This window comes from Clostridium gasigenes (assembly GCF_017348895.1).
GTDB lineage: Bacteria > Bacillota > Clostridia > Clostridiales > Clostridiaceae > Clostridium > Clostridium gasigenes.
Genome location: NZ_CP071376.1, coordinates 3,101,007 through 3,117,288, shown reverse-complemented (window position 1 = coordinate 3,117,288; position 16,282 = coordinate 3,101,007). Strand labels below are relative to the sequence as shown.

The window sequence follows — 16,282 nt, the reverse complement described above, 5'->3', positions numbered from 1 at the left end:
TTAATTTTTCACCCCCTCGGCTGTATCTGCTATAGGCTTTGTAGCTTCTCCAGTTGGTACTTTATTAGACATATTAAGAACAATCCACGTTTGGGTTTTAATATCAAAAATTACATCTGCTAAATTCATTTTCAACACATTTAAACCTTCAATATCTTCAAGGTTTTCTTTATTTCTAACTTCATTTAGGGTATATATCCCTGAGTTTATCCCAATCGAATACGCTTCCATACGCTCTTTTATAGATCCTTTTAGCAAATCATTTGTATCAAAAGCAAAATAATAATTACTTTTCTTTTCTACATCTGTTAATAAACTAGAATTCAAGGCACTTTCAAAAGCGTTTATCAAAGGTAAAATTGCAATTTTGATAAATGAATTATATTCACCTTCTGTTGCATTTTCATTTAATAAACCTGCTGGTACATTAAACATTTTAAGGATTTCAGCATTATTTTGCTTTTTATTCTCGCTTAACTGCAATTCTAAATTAGTTGCTTGGGCTTCCTTAAAGTCAATGCCTTCATTTAAAATAACAATTCCTTCTTTACCAGCTGAATATAAATCTTTCCATGCTTTCCTTAAAGATCGGATTGCTGAATCTGATAATTTTTTAGCTACTTTTAAGAATCCTTTTTTATTCCCGCCAGTTGTTAACAATACTTTTTCATAATTTAATGCATTGAATGCCACACTTAAAGCAATATTATTTTGCTTTATAATTCCAGTACCATCAAACCCATTCTTAGTATTCTTCAACAATTTAATAAATTGGAATGGTAAATATTTTGCTCCATTTACTGTAAAATCGGCATCCTTAAAAATAGGATCTTGGGCAACTAAAATACTAATATTTTTATTCTCAACATAATTTAAGGATTTTACATTAGATCCAGTTTTATTAATGTATATATAACCTTTCCCATCTAATAGATAATCTGTAACCATAGCTCTTTTTATTTCTGCTGGGTTTAATGTATCTCCAGTGTTTTTATTAAGTGCAAATGTTCTAGTATCTTCTATCATTTCAGTTTTTCCATCATTTTCTTTATATAGTTTTACATTTAAACCCGCAATAATACCAGCTATTAAGTCTACACATGCTCCAACTGCTGGAATACTTATTGCATCTGTTTTAGAAATTGGAACATCTGATACATCTGCTTGGACTAATAAATCATCTAATGGCCCTGCAATTGGATCTTCTCTTGTTTCAATTACTTTATTTCTATTCCATATACTCATGTTTTTCCTCCTTCCTTACTTTATTCCCACCCAACTCTCACTAATTATTTTAATAAGACTCACAGGTAAACTCATCATCATCTTCCAGCTCTTTTTGCTGCAATAGATACGTTGCAATAATTAAACTAACTACCATATCAACCTTTCCTGTAGATTTTTTCTTTGTAACATAATAATGTTTATTTGTATCATAAGCACATTTGCAATTCATAAAATGCACTTCTAATAATTTGTTTTTATCAAACTTAAATTTTTCTGATAATATACTTTCCTTAAGTAATTTAGTCGGTGGAAATAAAACACTGCTGTGCTGCCGAACTTCAACACACTCGACATAAGCATTCTCATATTTTTGAATTGAACTCAAGGCATCCCTTTTATCAAACCCTAATTGAACAATCTCTACCCCATAGACTTTACTTAAAGTTATTACAAAGTTTTCTACAAATGCATAATCTATAATTGCAGATCCACTATAGAAAGCGTTACCATTTTCAATCATTATGTTGTAATCAACCTTATCTTTTTTAGATTTAACTTCAATAGATTCTGCGGGAATAAAGGCCCAAGACTTTGCATGAATAAATCCTTCATGCAAACAAACCATAGATACAGCCGTTAAATCGTCAGTTTGAGACATGTCAACGCCCAAATAGACCTGTTTTCCTCTCCAGAACTCCAGGTCTTCTTTTGTACTACACTTAGCAACTGCATCGGAATTAATATAAGTTTCACCCACATTTGCAGGTAAAAAGTAATTCATTGCTTTTGTTAAATATTCTTCTTTTAAATTGTCTTGAACCTCCGCTCTCTCCCTATCCTCTTTAATCGTTGTATAATTTTCTTCTATTCTTAGTGGGTTCGCTTGGTACATACCATCGTCATTCCATAAATTTTCTTCATCTGCATAATACAATAATGCGAACTGTCTTTCATTTTTAATAGCTCGACTGAAAACTTTTTTAATATAGTCTAAATCATCAATCATAATGGAATTATCAATTGCATAAGCTGTTGTTGTCCGAAAGACTAAAGGATTTATAACATTCTTTTGGCCCGACTTCATGGCAGTAAAATTACTGTTATCCTTAAAGTTACCATGTTCATCACTTACATAAGCTGAGGGTCGAATGGAATTATTTTTTCCAGCTTCCGCAGTTCTTGGTTGAAAAAAGCTATTAGTTAATAGGCATGTTATCATTCCAGTTTTGGTAGTAGATACTTTAAAATGTTTATTAACTAAAGGACTTACATTAATAATTTGCTCCATGGACTTTTTGATTTCTGCCGCTAATTCCTTTGATAAGCATATAGAATAAAACTCACTATACTTTTGTTCTGTAATTAATAGTAATAAGAATATTATTCCCACTAGAGCTGTTTTAGCATTTTTACGGGCCATATATAAAGTTATATCGTTATATCTAAATTTAACGATATTGTTTTTATATCTCCATCCAAATATATTAGCTATTGCAAAACATTGAAACGGAGCTAAATTTTCTAAGACTTGTTTCCCTTCAACAAATCCAGTTGCGAAATTGAAAAGTTTCAACAAATTATTTATTATAGATAACTTTTCTTCATCAAAATAAAATTGAAAATCTTCCTCGTACTGCCTCTTCTTATAATCTATTAAAAACCATTTACACTGTATAATAATTTCTTTAGTAGTAATTTCTTTTCCAGCTACAACATCTTCTGCATATTGAATCGCATTATCTAATAAAAACATTACTTACCTCCAGCTAAAATCTTTAACAAAGGATCTTCTTTAGTTGCTGCGGCATCAATATTTATAGTAGATAATTTTGCTCGGGAAGATACTGACAATCCTAATTCCATGCAACATTTATTATAAATAGCATTGTAGTCTTTATAAATTAAAGTCGCTGGATTCCTATACATATTATCATTATCGCCGTACATAATCGCTCCATGTGTTTTTATAATTGCTTTACATTCATTCATCCTCATTATTGCATCTACTGTAATTTTTATCATCTCAATATCCAAATTGCATAATACATCTGCATTTTTTAATTCCTTAGTAATAAATAGATATATTTTCTTTTCTTCTTTGTCTAAATCCGTTGGAGCTTTGTAAACTAAATTTTTATTCCCCTTTAATTTCTCTTCGGCTTCCTTCCTTTTTTTCTTTTCAGCTTTTCCCATTTTTGAACTTTGTAAATCTACGGGTTTTGCAGCTCTAGCCATCAAATCACCTCCTCTATTTCTTTTGAATACTTATTACTTCTTTTAAACATCCCATTTCGGGGTTTTGTTTACGTAGGTAAGCATCGTAGATGTTTTCTGATTCTCGAACCTTACCTACTTATGGTACGGGGATATATATTAGTTTTCTAATTCCGTGTGTAACGACATTAGTTAGGTAAATACATTACTTTATCATTAAATGTTGCTTAGAATGCGATTAAGAGAATATATTAATTAAACGTCCTTATAGCCTTATAGATGATGTCATCATCTATCCATGTGTATCTACTCATTAACTCCTAACTTGCATCCCTTGGTTGTTGTGTTGTACTTACCCATATAGTCTAACCTTTTGTTATCCTCATACATTTTTTTAAACATATATAATAATTCCTTTACATCGTCCTTATGCTTAGTCTTGTATAACTTATGGATAAGAGTATGAGAATCAACTGATAAAGGTATGACGTTATTATAGTCATAAGCTAACTCCTTGTTAGCGTTGATCTCAATTATATGATGGATAACCTTAGCTTCTTTTATTGTTCCATCTACATAAAAACTCCATAGGTCTACACTATTGTATCTTGAATGAATATCTTTCCTTAATCTCTTCCACTCTGGAGTATTGTATATATGTGCATCTTCCTTACTATTTCTTGCTTTACTCTTTTCCTTAGCTATAACTTTGCATACATGGTTATATGGAACTATTTTATTGCAGCCACTACAACTCTTTAGTGGCATTATTTTTTCTTGTGATTATATTTATAGCAATAAAGAATGTACAATAAAAAGCCCCATATAGGACTAGCTAAGCATAGTAATATTATAAAATCTAATAACATGATTTCTCCCTCCTTAACTTAACCCTTTCCATATAACATAAATAATTTGGATCTTCCTCTTCTTTTATTCCATCTTCTTTAATAGTCATAAGCGATCCGCCCAGATCTATAAACTTAATTAATTTAAATTGTTTTATAATACTTATTTTATCTTTAAAGTTCTTGTAAGGCATAACCTCTACTACTTGCATAATACTTAGCTCCTTTATATATTTAGGCATAATAAAAAAGCTAGGTTTATTTTTCCCTAGCTTTTTTATATTTTCATTTATAATATTTAATCTTACTTTTATAGCCATCCTTCCCTTAATTGGATGCACAAAAAAAGAGTCTTAATTTAAGACTCCTCAATCCCTATAAATTTTTTAAATCTATTTTTAAAGCTATTTTCTAATTTTTTATTGTTTAATCTCTTCTCTTCAATAAGAATATCATTATTTTCTTTTTCTTTTTGAATTAAATCGGCCTTAATTTCATCTAAAATTTCAATTAAATTAATTTTAATATTATCTGTAATTTTCATTCTGTTAATTTCCATTGATTTCAAAATTTCTGATATTAATATCAGAAATATAATAAAAATAATAGTTGGAAAAAGAAAATTTTCTATAGAGAATGTTTCTCCAATTTCACTTACATTTTTACTTATTTTTTCTTTTATTTTTATCACTTCTTCTTGCTTTTTATTTTTTATTTCTTCATTATTTTCATTTTGTTTAATTTCATCATTTAATCTAATTAAATCTTGGTTACCTTTTTGAACCTCGGTAAAATTTGAATTCAAAAAAAATATATTTATACTTATAAGTATTGGTAATACTAATATTACTATCCTTCCGAGTATATCTGCAATATTAATATTAACTATTGAATAATCATTTAATCTAATTATTTTCTTTTTATTATTAATTTTCTCTATTGTATTAAATTCGGATATATAATACTCTTTAATTATATAAAATTTTTCTTCTATATTTTTATTTTTGAACTTCTCTCTATATTTTTTAGTTACTAATTTTTTCATTATTCGCTTTTTACTTGTCCCAAGTAAATATGTTATTATAATTGCTATAAGAGATAGTACCATTTGAATTATTAATAAGTCATCCATAATCACATCTCCTTTTATAAATTATGCCTTATTATACCATAGCTTGTATAATTTTAGAATAACTTGTAACATTATGAGATTATTGAATTTTTAATACTCACTTATTCTTTTTACATAACAAAAAAGCCACCAATTTTAGGCAGCTTCTAAGCTTGTTTCATTACAAAATAGGTTTTACCATCTGAAAACCTATTAATATATTCATTAGATACACATTGCTGCAATTGTACTTTATTATCATTTACCCCTATATGACTACATATAGCATCTATAAGACTTTTTGAAAAGTTAGGTACATCCATTTTTTCTTTATGATCGAAATACATCCATATATTAACCTTTTTTGTAAAATCAATATGAGATAGGTCTGGAATGTCTTCTACTGGGAAATTATCTTTCCAACTTCTATATTCATTACTACATATTATTGAATCCCATTTTGCTTTGTATGCATAATTAACAGTAAACCCATGATAATATAAAGTAGTATATTCTTCTGGTGTTGGATGATAATAGCTTATGAACTCTTCACATTCATCTACATATTCTTTGCATTTCCCTATAAAAGTATCTTTAGCTATTAATTCTTTATTTTTAGATCTCACTATGCACCCATTCTTCCTATTAGATGTAGCAGTAATAGTTTTACTTAAATTAGTTAATATATCTGCCAGCATAAAGCTAAGGCCTGCACTTGTAGATAATTCTTTTCTTTCTTCTATAACCTTCATAGCATGTTTTAAAATAATTATTTTATCTTTTGCAGTTTTCCTCTTATTGTAATCCATACATTCACCTATCACCTCTTCAAGTGATTCTATAGGTGTGTTTTCAAAAGTATTTCTTCTTTTTAAAGGTGTAGAAAATAAATCAAGTTTTACTTCTTGCTCTGGCGTAATATTTTGAGATACATATGCCCCATTAGTTCTTATTTCTTTTAAAATAACTTTAACTTCTTTTTTAAATACTTTTGCTATTGGTTTTCTACTTGTCATTAGTACCTCATAGAATCCATCTTCTGTTAAAAAGGTAGCTTGTGATTTATAATTACCACATGTATTAATAGTACATGTGGTTTTTTCATCTTCATCTATATTTTTTAGCATCTTCGTTACATGAGTATGTTCAATCCAATCTGCAACATCTTTTGCTAAAAATAATGGTTCATCTTTAGTTCCGTAAATAGTAAACTCTTTTCCTAATACTTCTCTTTGCTCTAATACTGTTAAATTGTCCATTCTGACTCCTACGGTTTAAAGTACCGTTAAACTTCTAATGTATGGTTTTAAAACCACCTGTAAAAACACATAAACCATTTGCCCCCAATATAGGGAGTCAATCTATATCAAGGTATAGACTTATATGTTTTTATAGCTAGTTTTAAGGCATAACTAAAAAGCCATCTAATCCCTTAGATGGCTCCTAAATTACTTGATATTCATTTTTTTGATTTATGCTTTCAAGGTAAACTTTGAATGTTAATGCTTCGATAAGTTTTTCGAAATGTCTAATTAACGTTCTGCTATCCCCCTCTACTCTTAATACTTTATACATTTATATTCACTTCCTTAAAAAAGAGCCTCCCAATCCATTAGGTGACTCCATAATTATATTTGCAGCAACTTTAAGCTTCTTTCACTTTATCTTGCTTAGTAAAGGTCTTACTTCTCGAATTGCCTTTAACATGAGATTTATTGTTCGTTCTTTGCCCCCAATATCCTCTCTCCTAAAGTGTCTAATATCTTTTTTTATGCAATCGTTGGTATGACTGACTTATAGGTAGTTTTAAATAAAATTTGCGTGAATCCATTTTAACAATTAAACGCAAAAAAGAGCCTTTCAGCTCCTTCATGATTATTTTGTTATTACTTTATAATGAAGAGAATATATTTGCACTTGGCACTCTTCTATATTTTTAGTAAGTTTTAAAAATTTAATTGGTTTTTTTACTTCTATAAACAATTCTTTAAATACTGCTGTATGTGCATTATATAAAGTTAATAACATTGATCTTTCTAATTTATTAATTTTTTTATCTTTAGATATATCTGTCAGTAATTTTTTTATAGTAGCAACACTTACTTTTAATAAAGCAATTTCTTCAACAAAATTATTAGTAGTTTGTGTTATCAAATCATGTTTATTTTCTAAATTACTTATCCATAGATATTCTAAATTAGCTCTAACTTCTTCACATCTTTCTATTATTTTAGATGCTTGGTGTCTATTAGCATCATTTAATTTAACGTCTTTAGTTAATAATTTTACTATAGTAGTATTAGTAGTTCTTCTTTTGCACCTAATACTCCTAAGTTGTTCTGTTATACTTTCTTCTAATATATCCATAGTTGTATTAAAACTTTTAAATGAATAATTTTGGCCCTCTCCTACATATTTAAAGAACAATGGTCTTATTGTTAATCCAGTTACTTCATCTTTTATTTTATATTTATTTCTTATAGCTTTTAATTCCTTAGCATTATTTATATCAAATTCCTTTTTAGCTCTGTCTATCTCAATACAAGACATTATGTCAAGCTGGCTTATATCTGCATATAGTCCTTGCACCTCTTCTACAGTAGCTCCTGTGTTTATTTCATCCCATAAGATGCTATTTAAAATTTGAGATAAGTTTATACTTTCTCCTATAAGATTTACGCTTGTTTTAGTATCCAGATCAGCTTTCTGTGCTGCTGTCATGTATCTTTTGGCTTTCTTGCCATGAACCATTGATGTTGGTACTAAAAAGTTATTATAGTTTTTCTTTGCAGCAGCTATTAGTATTTCATTAGTGCTTAACAGAAGGCTGTCACTATCAAAATCACTCCCAGAAAGTCTTTCTAAGATGTTCTCGCCAATACTATTAATATGCACTATTTGCTTACTTGAATTGAAGTATTTATTTATTAATTCATTTTTAATATTGTAGGATATCAGTAAATTTCCCATCGTTACATGAGGACTTCTACTGCCGATTAGCTCTGTATTATAATTAAAGTTCTTACAGCTTATTTCATTGCCTTTTAGTAAACTTTCTCCTATAAATGTTCCTATGCTAGCCTGTAGCATCTCGTAAGCATTTCCAAATAATACTGAGTAATTCCCATCAACCAAAATATGACCTTTACGCATATTTTTTACGTAAGATTTTATTACACCAGCCCTAAAATTAACAAATACATTAGTATTAGCAAAATCGTCATTTAATTGTAATAAGTTATACATTAAATCATTATTGGAGTTAATAGTTCCTAAGTTTACGTCTTCTGATATTTTCATTTTTAAGTGATTCCTAAATACTTTCAAATCATTTTTTAATAAATTAATATAGTCCATAGATGGCTTTAAAAAGGCTGCTACTTCTTCTTTATCTAATTGTAAAGTATTAAGCAGTTGGTAGTGGGATTGAACCATCTTTCCATTATAAAAGTTTGTAGGCTTATCATACTTCACGATTCCCCAAGTGCTACTGCATTTACTTATGAAGTCTTCCCAAGTTCCAAATTTTAAATATTTGATAGAAGAAGGTGTAGTTATGAATTTTATTTGAGAAATATCTGTAGCTGTAGTTTTTCCATTCAGTTGTCCTATTGAAGTGATATTGTTATCTTTTAAGAATTGTTGAATATTTGTATTAAAAGCTGCGGTCTTAACAAACCTATTCCTAAGTAATAAAAATCCTTTATCCTCATATTTTGCTTTAAACAGGCTGCTATCCATAAGAGATTGCCCATCCCATATGCTATTTGTTACTTCAACTTCTTCTGGGGCTGTATAAAGGCTATCTCCTAATATTTTAGTAATCATTCCTGTAGTTTTAAAAATTGATTCATAATCTTCAATTAGAAGTATATTCTCGGGCTTTATTTGGATAGTATCAATAATTGAAGAAGTTGTTAATGCAACATAGGCTTCTAATGCTGCTAAATCGCAGGCTATACCCTCTGTATGATTAATACCCATATAAGACCATTTCATAATTTCTTTATATAAATCTTCTAGTATAAATAAGCATTTACCAATTCTTGAACTACCATTACTTCTTTTAAATCTTACATATTTAGCTTCATTAACTACAAATCCATTATTGTATAATTCTTCCCTTAGTTTAGTTGTATTAGTAGTAACTTTACCATCTTCATCTTTAACTGAGTAGTCAAAATTAACTGATATAACTGAATTAGTATATTGTTTTTCTTCAATCATGTAAAATAATTCTTCTCCTAATAGTTCCTGTCCTAATTCTTCTAGTTTTAGAGCTTCTAATGAATAATCCAAGGTAGCTTTAAATTTTCTTAATCCTGTTGTCATATAATTCTCTGTAGAAAATAAATCTTTTGCTTGAAATGACATTATAGAAGTTTGTTTTTTTAACATAAAAAATAACCGCCAATACATTAGGATACAAGGCTATTTCATCTTCCTTGCTCACCTATGGAATTACGGTCTAATAATGTCTATATAACATTTCAAAAAAAATAATTATGTATAAAAAAAAGAGTAGCTATCTCTAGCTACTCTTTTAATGAAATATTTTATAAGTCTTTATATTCAATATTTAAATATTTGTTTACTTGTTCTAGATTCTCTACCTTGGCTAAGTTATAAATCATCATTACTCCAAGCCTCTACTCAATACTGTATGATTTCTCAATTATTTCTTTAGATAATATCTTAGATCTATTAAAGTTTTTGTAAATTTATCCTCCATAATTAGCGTTGTTTCTTCCATTAATTAAATTATTTTATTTTATTTTATTTTCTAATCTTCATATATAATCCTTATTACATTTGCTATTACTGATTTAATTTTCATTTCTTTAGAAAGAACTGCTCTATGATTGCCATTACCATTAACAACTAAATGTCCATTAGGAAGCATAAGCAATGAAAAATCCCCTATATTATTATTTAACCATCCATTAGATATAACTGACTCTTCTAATCTCTTCATTTTATAGTCATTCAATATTTCTGGGTATTCATAATCAGAATTAATTGCAATTATCATTTGTGGATCTATATACATATACTCTTCACTTATCGTCGTTACTCTTCTATTTTTATTATCAGTTCGAAATTCACTAATTACATTTTCTGATACTTCCCAAGTATTCATCACTAATATAACCTCTTTTCAATTAATATTTTCCTATTGATTCACTATATTCTTCAGGAATTCTTATCTCAATATAGTATTGTATAATAATGAACGTACTCTGTTTTCTCGTATTCTTCTTTACTCATAAATCCCCCTAGTCCTATAGTAATAAATATATACCTTAATTGCAATTTAATCTAAATGTCTATCACAACAAAACATATTTATTCGTATATTCTTTATTCCTTATACTCTTTTGACTAATGCGGTATTTAGTAAACTATTTAATATCATTTTAATTTTCCCCTCTTTATTTTTATAGTTAGTTTTTTTGTTACATATAAGTGCTTTCAGATTCATTTCCATATAAGTTATTGTTGCTATCTACATATCTAGTAGGTAACTTACTAGGTCTAGGCCCAACTTTTATCTTAGGTTTATCTTTATTAGATTCCATTCTTTCTTTCATGATCTCCGACATAGATTTTCTTGAAGTATTAACTTCAACAGTAACTGGGAACACATCTTCCATTGCAGATTCTAGTACATCTTCATTCATAATAGCTTCTTCAGTTATTCCATATTCTAAGTTAGTGTAAGATAATGCTGGATTCAATTTCATTTCGATTAAGCTTATTTCATCCATATCATCACTTTCTATTTCAGCGATTAAGTCTACATTTATGCCATAAGAATTTGCAACTTCTGAAACTATTTTAGTAGCCATTTCTGCCGTTTTAATTTCTCCTAATTCTGCTCTTTTAGATAATAACTCTTTGAAGTCAGCCCTTTTATTAACTATCCAAGATAAAGAAAAGTTAGCCATTTGTTCAAACCTAAATTGGAAAGCTTTGTTTTGTTTAGCCATTAAGTCGAAAGATGAGTAGAAAAAGAAGAATAATCTTGGAGATATTCCTTTTCCGTTGTTTTGGAATATAGGGTTAAAGAAAAATACTGAATTAATCATTCCTGGCATATCTTCTTTCATTGTAAATTTATATATTATCCCAGACTTTAACAATGATTTAATGCATTCTTTATATCTCTTACCATTGTCTGCATAGCCTAACATCCTAGCCATTTGAAGTTCAGACGCAGGAGGCATTCCAGTTAATGTTTCTCCTATAGCTATTCCAGTAGTACATACAATTTCATTATTTTCATTGATAGCTTCAGATAGAGTAAATGCTGCTAATTGGTATTTCTTTTCTACTAAATCAGTTATTCTAAAGCCCTGTATGCTTTTATTCATACCTTGGTCTCCTGAGAATATAGAATACTCTAATGTCTTTTGGTTGAAGAAAGACATTGGATTACTTTTTATAACTATTTCTGATTTTCCTGCAATATCTATTATTTTAATAGATACTTTCTTAGCCATAAACTCCTTCATAGTATCAGCTGTATATGCTCCAGAATTTTTTATTGCCTTTACTGCTAAATCCATTACTGTGATATCTGTATCTATTACATCTTGTACACGTCCATTTCTTAGTAGTTGTTTATAATGAGTTGAACATAATCCTCTTGCTTTTATTTTACTTTCGCATCCTTTTATTGTACATATTTTGTCTTTACACATTATTAATACCATCCCTTTTTTGTTTGTATTTTAGGAGGTCTTTCTGCCACCATATACTTAAATATTACTAAATTAAAATTCTTTATAAATAGTTTATCTTTCTTCATTTAATAATTTATCTATATATTCTTCTAATAAATTTTGTAAACTTATTTTCTTCCTTAATAAGTATTCATCTAATTCCAACGATTTCTCTTCTGTTAACATTATTTTTCTTTGTTTAGGTTTAGTTCTGTTAGCCATGTTAATCTTCTCCCTTATAATTTTTATTATTTTAGTTCTAGATGCTCTCTATCATCTTCTCTGTGGATTTTAGCTACATATAACAATAAGATTTAATTTAGCCCAATGCCGTTTTGGATCATAATGTTATACTTATTTTAATGTTCTCCGTTTTAAGATGCTAACTTCAAACTCTACTACTCATCTTGCCTACTGCTCAGGTGTGAAATGTTGTTTGCATCTCTTCTATGTATTTATAATAACATATGTGTACACACTTGTAAAGTATTATTTTAAAATAAATTGAAAAGTTTTATAAAAAGGGACGAAGCCTACTAATACATGTAATATAATAGAGGTTTTATAGAATTAGATGTCAATATAATGACTGCTGTTGCTTCATAAGCTATTAAATGAATAAATATATAAGTGGCGGCCAAGTTAACTATATGATGTCTAAAATTAGGTTTGTGGCATCAAAGATTTATTGATTAAATTAACAGCTATTAATTTAATCATCTATATATGAATCGGCCCAATTCACTGTTCTCTCTTCTCTTATACTCTTGTATCAGTATATCAGTGTCTCCTTTTTTATTAAGAAACCTATATATAATGCCATCTGTATAATGACGACATTTGGACGTCCAAGTCTAGGTTAAGGGCTTTATTAGGACGGATATGTCTGTTTTTTGTCTCTACATTTCAAGAAATATATATGCTTATTAAAACTAATTAAAGAGTATATGAATACAAAGCTACTCCCTAAATAATATTGATCTACATGCGGAGAGGTAGCGTAGCATGTAAGAATCATGATGACTAACTGCTTCCAGATCCATTCTGAGATCCATATAATATAAAACTACTTCAATAATACTCATATACATCTAAAACCATACAGGAATGAACTGAGAGGCAGTTAAGGAACTATAACCATATTAACCCCTAGCTACTAATCTCCTACTTCATATTTTGGGCATCTATAAAATTATTATGAGCCATGTGTAAATTTCATTGTACGGCTATGGCACTAATTATATTCATAACCTTATTGCCAACGTTATGAATATAATTTATTAGGTAATTACAGATATTATTTGACTCTGACAATCTGTCACAGTCAAATATTAGGTAATTACAGATATAACTTAACACCTCATATACATCAATCTAAAGGTATAAGCATCCCCCTGCAACAATATATAAAAACCATTCTTTATATGTCGTCAATATATCTTGCTATATAATTATTCCTATTATTCTAATGAATTAAACACTCTTTAGCAACTATACGACAATTTTGTGTATTAAATTACCTTAATGTGAAAAATATGCTATAATATTAAATGTAATTATTATAATAGGAGGTCAATAATGGGTATTCTTTTAAAAGAGATATTAAGATGTTTAGCAAGAGAAGCTGTAAAAGAAATCGATGATAGATTAGATAATCGTGGGGAAAATGAAGAAGAACGAAAAATACGAAGATCTCTATCCAAGCCTACTTACACGTCAACAAATAAGGTTAAAAAGGATAAAACAAAATTTATATATTTTATAGATCATTTGTGTATGGCCGCAGTATTCCTGTCATGTATACTAGTACTTTTTTGGGGTTATATTATTGGAGATTCAGGCCCTGCAATAGCTATAATATATTGTCTATCAATAGTGACACTTTATATTATTTTCGTTAAAATTGATAACCACAAATATAATAAACGTAAGAAGAAGTAACTGCTACATAATATTAATCTAAATACCGTACTATTCAATTTAAGTAGTATGGTCTTTTTTTTGTTCTCAATCAAGACAACTCAAATTCATATCATAATGATAAAGATCCTCTTAAGGAGACTATACAATATTATTTGACCGTGATTCAAAATCATACTCAATAATTCCTCCTATTTAAGGATACAGCTCTATAAAATAATAACTAGATACTTTGCTATCTATAATATTAGCTGCCTTAATATCGCATGATCTTTGAAAATTGAATAATACGGTATTAAAATTAAAAATATAATTAATGATTAAATTGGTATATAATTCTATTATGGTAAAGGTTAGGTTCTATAAAATTAAAAGGAGGATAATTTATGCCAAATCATTTTGGAGTAACGGTACTTGAAGGAAAACGTGGACTAAAGTTAACACGAGAAAAATATGCAATAGAGAGTAATAAAAATTCATTTTCATATCGTTTTTCGGCAGATATTTATGCTGATAAAGAAGGTAGACTATATTCTGATGAATGGTGCACGAAACAGCTTGAGGACTGTTTAAAAAATTATGACTTGAGTATGGAGTATTTTTCTTTATTAAGCCATGATGAATTCAATATAGAAATAAATAAATTTCTTGAAAGTAATAAGTGTTTTGTTGAAGTGTTTGACCTTAATTTGTATGACCAAAAATCAGGATATTATATAATGGTTCTTGATGAATATTACCAAGTATATATAGGCACAACAGATAACATAAAAAGACGTATAAGGCAGCATTGGAGTAATAGCAAGTCTTTTGATAGGCTTCTGTGCCCAATGGGGGCTATTGATTCTTCAATACTCTCAAGTGATAGTTTTAGGGCTCTTGATACTACAAGGATTTTTGCATATACAACAAAAAGAACATTTGATAGAGAAGATAAATTTATAAATCAATTTTCTGCTAAATTTGTGTGTAATAGACTTGCTGGTGGGAAAATTACTGGTGGTTTACTTCAATCAATTACAATGATGAAAAATCGTAATTTGAAGTAATAATTTATTAGACACTAAGAATCGTATGAATTAGTCTATTTAGTGTAAAATTGGAGGGTGATATATTTGAATGAAATTGTTAAAAATCAACATTACGTGCCACAATGTTACTTAAGATATTTTTCACAAACTAGAAAAAAGATCTCAAAGGTATCTTTATTTGATAAAAAGAAGTGTGTCATTCGTGAAAATCAGAATATTGAGAAGGTCGCATCAGAAAGATTTTTCTATGATATAGATTTTGAAACAGTGATTAATGAAGCTAATGAATCTGGTATTAAATTGGATAGCGAGGATATTGAAATAATAAAAAAAATAGATAAGCAGCAAATGGAGCATACCTTTTCTGATTTTATTGAATCTGAAATGTTTGTTCCAATAAAAGAAATAGTTACATCATATACTATGATGACAAAAAGTTCATATTCTACTAGAGATGTAATTACTGAGGATAAAAGAGAAAAAATTGCATACTATTTAGCAATGCAATTTTTAAGAACTAAAAAAACTAAAGAATTGATGGTTCAAATATATGAAACTATTAAGACAGGAAGAATAAAAAAAAAATTGAGGCTTATGAATGTTATGGACGATTTCTCTGATGATTTTAAGATAAAATTAAAAGACAGTCAAATTAATTTAAGGCATAACATTTTATTGATGGATCCCGAAATAGTTATGGGAATAGAATCCGTTTTCTTAAGTTGCATTTGGTTTATAGCCGTAAATGAAACAGAAATTTCATTTTGCACTTCAGATAATCCAGTAGTTAAAAATGGACGTCTGAAAGAACAAGGTCTTAGTACTAAGGGAATGGAAATAATATTTCCATTAACACCTAAGCTAGCACTTGTTATGAGAGAAAGAGACTATTTTTCATCAACATTAAAGGCGGAGAATAAGTTCTTTAATATTGATGAGAAATATGTACATTATTGTAATCTATTACAACTTCAACAATCTTATAGGTATATTTATTCAAAATATAATGATTTAGAGTTTGTGAAAAAATACCCTAATTTACAAGATATTGATATATCGAGAGTTACCTATAAATGAATATACTAGCCTTTGAAATACTATCTATTTTAAAGGTTCTCAATTCAAGTATAACTCCTATATACGCTCCTACCTAAGGCTAAATAATTTAACAGTGTATTTATATCATTTTATAGTTAGAGTGCTTTA

At 28.4% G+C, this 16,282-nt stretch carries 14 protein-coding genes; 3 read left to right on the top strand and 11 right to left on the bottom strand.

Annotated elements, in window-relative coordinates; all coding sequences use genetic code 11:
* From J1C67_RS14515 to J1C67_RS14465, 11 genes are all read right to left on the bottom strand, one after another.
* A complete protein-coding gene (locus J1C67_RS14515) occupies window positions 1-1,245 on the bottom strand; it encodes a phage portal protein (RefSeq protein WP_167864984.1) in 1,245 nt (414 codons plus the stop codon).
* A gap of 49 nt (window positions 1,246-1,294) precedes the next feature.
* On the bottom strand, window positions 1,295-2,980 hold the full coding sequence (locus J1C67_RS14510) for a terminase large subunit (protein WP_167864983.1): 1,686 nt from the start codon (window positions 2,978-2,980) through the stop codon (window positions 1,295-1,297).
* Entirely contained in the window at window positions 2,980-3,462 is a 483-nt protein-coding gene (locus J1C67_RS14505) for a phage terminase small subunit P27 family (protein ID WP_167864982.1), read from the bottom strand. Before J1C67_RS14505 ends, J1C67_RS14510 begins: the two co-directional genes overlap by 1 nt.
* Before the next feature lie 285 nt (window positions 3,463-3,747).
* Entirely contained in the window at window positions 3,748-4,209 is a 462-nt protein-coding gene (locus J1C67_RS14500) for a hypothetical protein (RefSeq protein WP_167864981.1), read from the bottom strand.
* Window positions 4,210-4,300: 91 nt separating this feature from the next.
* Window positions 4,301-4,609, bottom strand: coding sequence for a hypothetical protein (locus tag J1C67_RS14495; RefSeq protein WP_207253520.1), 309 nt, complete (start codon window positions 4,607-4,609; stop codon window positions 4,301-4,303).
* 38 nt (window positions 4,610-4,647) lie between these two features.
* Window positions 4,648-5,421, bottom strand: coding sequence for a hypothetical protein (locus J1C67_RS14490; protein WP_167864979.1), 774 nt, complete (start codon window positions 5,419-5,421; stop codon window positions 4,648-4,650).
* Window positions 5,422-5,567: 146 nt separating this feature from the next.
* Window positions 5,568-6,659 carry a BRO-N domain-containing protein gene (locus J1C67_RS14485; RefSeq protein WP_167864978.1) on the bottom strand — a complete coding sequence of 364 codons (1,092 nt, stop codon included), beginning with the start codon at window positions 6,657-6,659 and terminating at the stop codon, window positions 5,568-5,570.
* A gap of 616 nt (window positions 6,660-7,275) precedes the next feature.
* Window positions 7,276-9,798 carry a hypothetical protein gene (locus tag J1C67_RS14480; protein ID WP_167864977.1) on the bottom strand — a complete coding sequence of 841 codons (2,523 nt, stop codon included), beginning with the start codon at window positions 9,796-9,798 and terminating at the stop codon, window positions 7,276-7,278.
* Window positions 9,799-10,183: 385 nt separating this feature from the next.
* A complete protein-coding gene (locus J1C67_RS14475) occupies window positions 10,184-10,543 on the bottom strand; it encodes a hypothetical protein (protein ID WP_167864976.1) in 360 nt (119 codons plus the stop codon).
* 313 nt (window positions 10,544-10,856) lie between these two features.
* Window positions 10,857-12,104 carry a hypothetical protein gene (locus tag J1C67_RS14470; RefSeq protein ID WP_167864975.1) on the bottom strand — a complete coding sequence of 416 codons (1,248 nt, stop codon included), beginning with the start codon at window positions 12,102-12,104 and terminating at the stop codon, window positions 10,857-10,859.
* Between the two features lie 93 nt (window positions 12,105-12,197).
* A complete protein-coding gene (locus tag J1C67_RS14465; RefSeq protein ID WP_167864974.1) occupies window positions 12,198-12,347 on the bottom strand; it encodes a hypothetical protein in 150 nt (49 codons plus the stop codon).
* A gap of 1,356 nt (window positions 12,348-13,703) precedes the next feature.
* Between J1C67_RS14465 and J1C67_RS14460 the strand changes: the two genes are divergently transcribed.
* The 3 genes from J1C67_RS14460 (at window position 13,704) to J1C67_RS14450 (ending at window position 16,153) form a co-directional block, all read left to right on the top strand.
* Window positions 13,704-14,066 (top strand): hypothetical protein, encoded by a 363-nt coding sequence (locus tag J1C67_RS14460; RefSeq protein WP_167864973.1) that lies wholly within the window; start codon window positions 13,704-13,706, stop codon window positions 14,064-14,066.
* A gap of 365 nt (window positions 14,067-14,431) precedes the next feature.
* A complete protein-coding gene (locus J1C67_RS14455) occupies window positions 14,432-15,094 on the top strand; it encodes a GIY-YIG nuclease family protein (protein WP_167864972.1) in 663 nt (220 codons plus the stop codon).
* Window positions 15,095-15,160: 66 nt separating this feature from the next.
* Window positions 15,161-16,153 (top strand): DUF4238 domain-containing protein, encoded by a 993-nt coding sequence (locus J1C67_RS14450; RefSeq protein WP_167864971.1) that lies wholly within the window; start codon window positions 15,161-15,163, stop codon window positions 16,151-16,153.
* The last annotated feature ends 129 nt before the right edge of the window (window positions 16,154-16,282 follow it).

Excerpts from the sequence above, each read along its gene's own strand:
- J1C67_RS14515 (WP_167864984.1), bottom strand. The coding sequence starts at position 1,245 with ATGAGTATATGGAATAGAAATAAAGTAATTGAAACAAGAGAAGATCCA.
- J1C67_RS14510 (WP_167864983.1), bottom strand. The coding sequence starts at position 2,980 with ATGTTTTTATTAGATAATGCGATTCAATATGCAGAAGATGTTGTAGCT.
- J1C67_RS14505 (WP_167864982.1), bottom strand. The coding sequence starts at position 3,462 with ATGGCTAGAGCTGCAAAACCCGTAGATTTACAAAGTTCAAAAATGGGA.
- J1C67_RS14500 (WP_167864981.1), bottom strand. The coding sequence starts at position 4,209 with ATGCCACTAAAGAGTTGTAGTGGCTGCAATAAAATAGTTCCATATAAC.
- J1C67_RS14495 (WP_207253520.1), bottom strand. The coding sequence starts at position 4,609 with ATGGCTATAAAAGTAAGATTAAATATTATAAATGAAAATATAAAAAAG.
- J1C67_RS14490 (WP_167864979.1), bottom strand. The coding sequence starts at position 5,421 with ATGGATGACTTATTAATAATTCAAATGGTACTATCTCTTATAGCAATT.
- J1C67_RS14485 (WP_167864978.1), bottom strand. The coding sequence starts at position 6,659 with ATGGACAATTTAACAGTATTAGAGCAAAGAGAAGTATTAGGAAAAGAG.
- J1C67_RS14480 (WP_167864977.1), bottom strand. The coding sequence starts at position 9,798 with ATGTTAAAAAAACAAACTTCTATAATGTCATTTCAAGCAAAAGATTTA.
- J1C67_RS14470 (WP_167864975.1), bottom strand. The coding sequence starts at position 12,104 with ATGTGTAAAGACAAAATATGTACAATAAAAGGATGCGAAAGTAAAATA.
- J1C67_RS14465 (WP_167864974.1), bottom strand. The coding sequence starts at position 12,347 with ATGGCTAACAGAACTAAACCTAAACAAAGAAAAATAATGTTAACAGAA.
- J1C67_RS14460 (WP_167864973.1), top strand. The coding sequence starts at position 13,704 with ATGGGTATTCTTTTAAAAGAGATATTAAGATGTTTAGCAAGAGAAGCT.
- J1C67_RS14455 (WP_167864972.1), top strand. The coding sequence starts at position 14,432 with ATGCCAAATCATTTTGGAGTAACGGTACTTGAAGGAAAACGTGGACTA.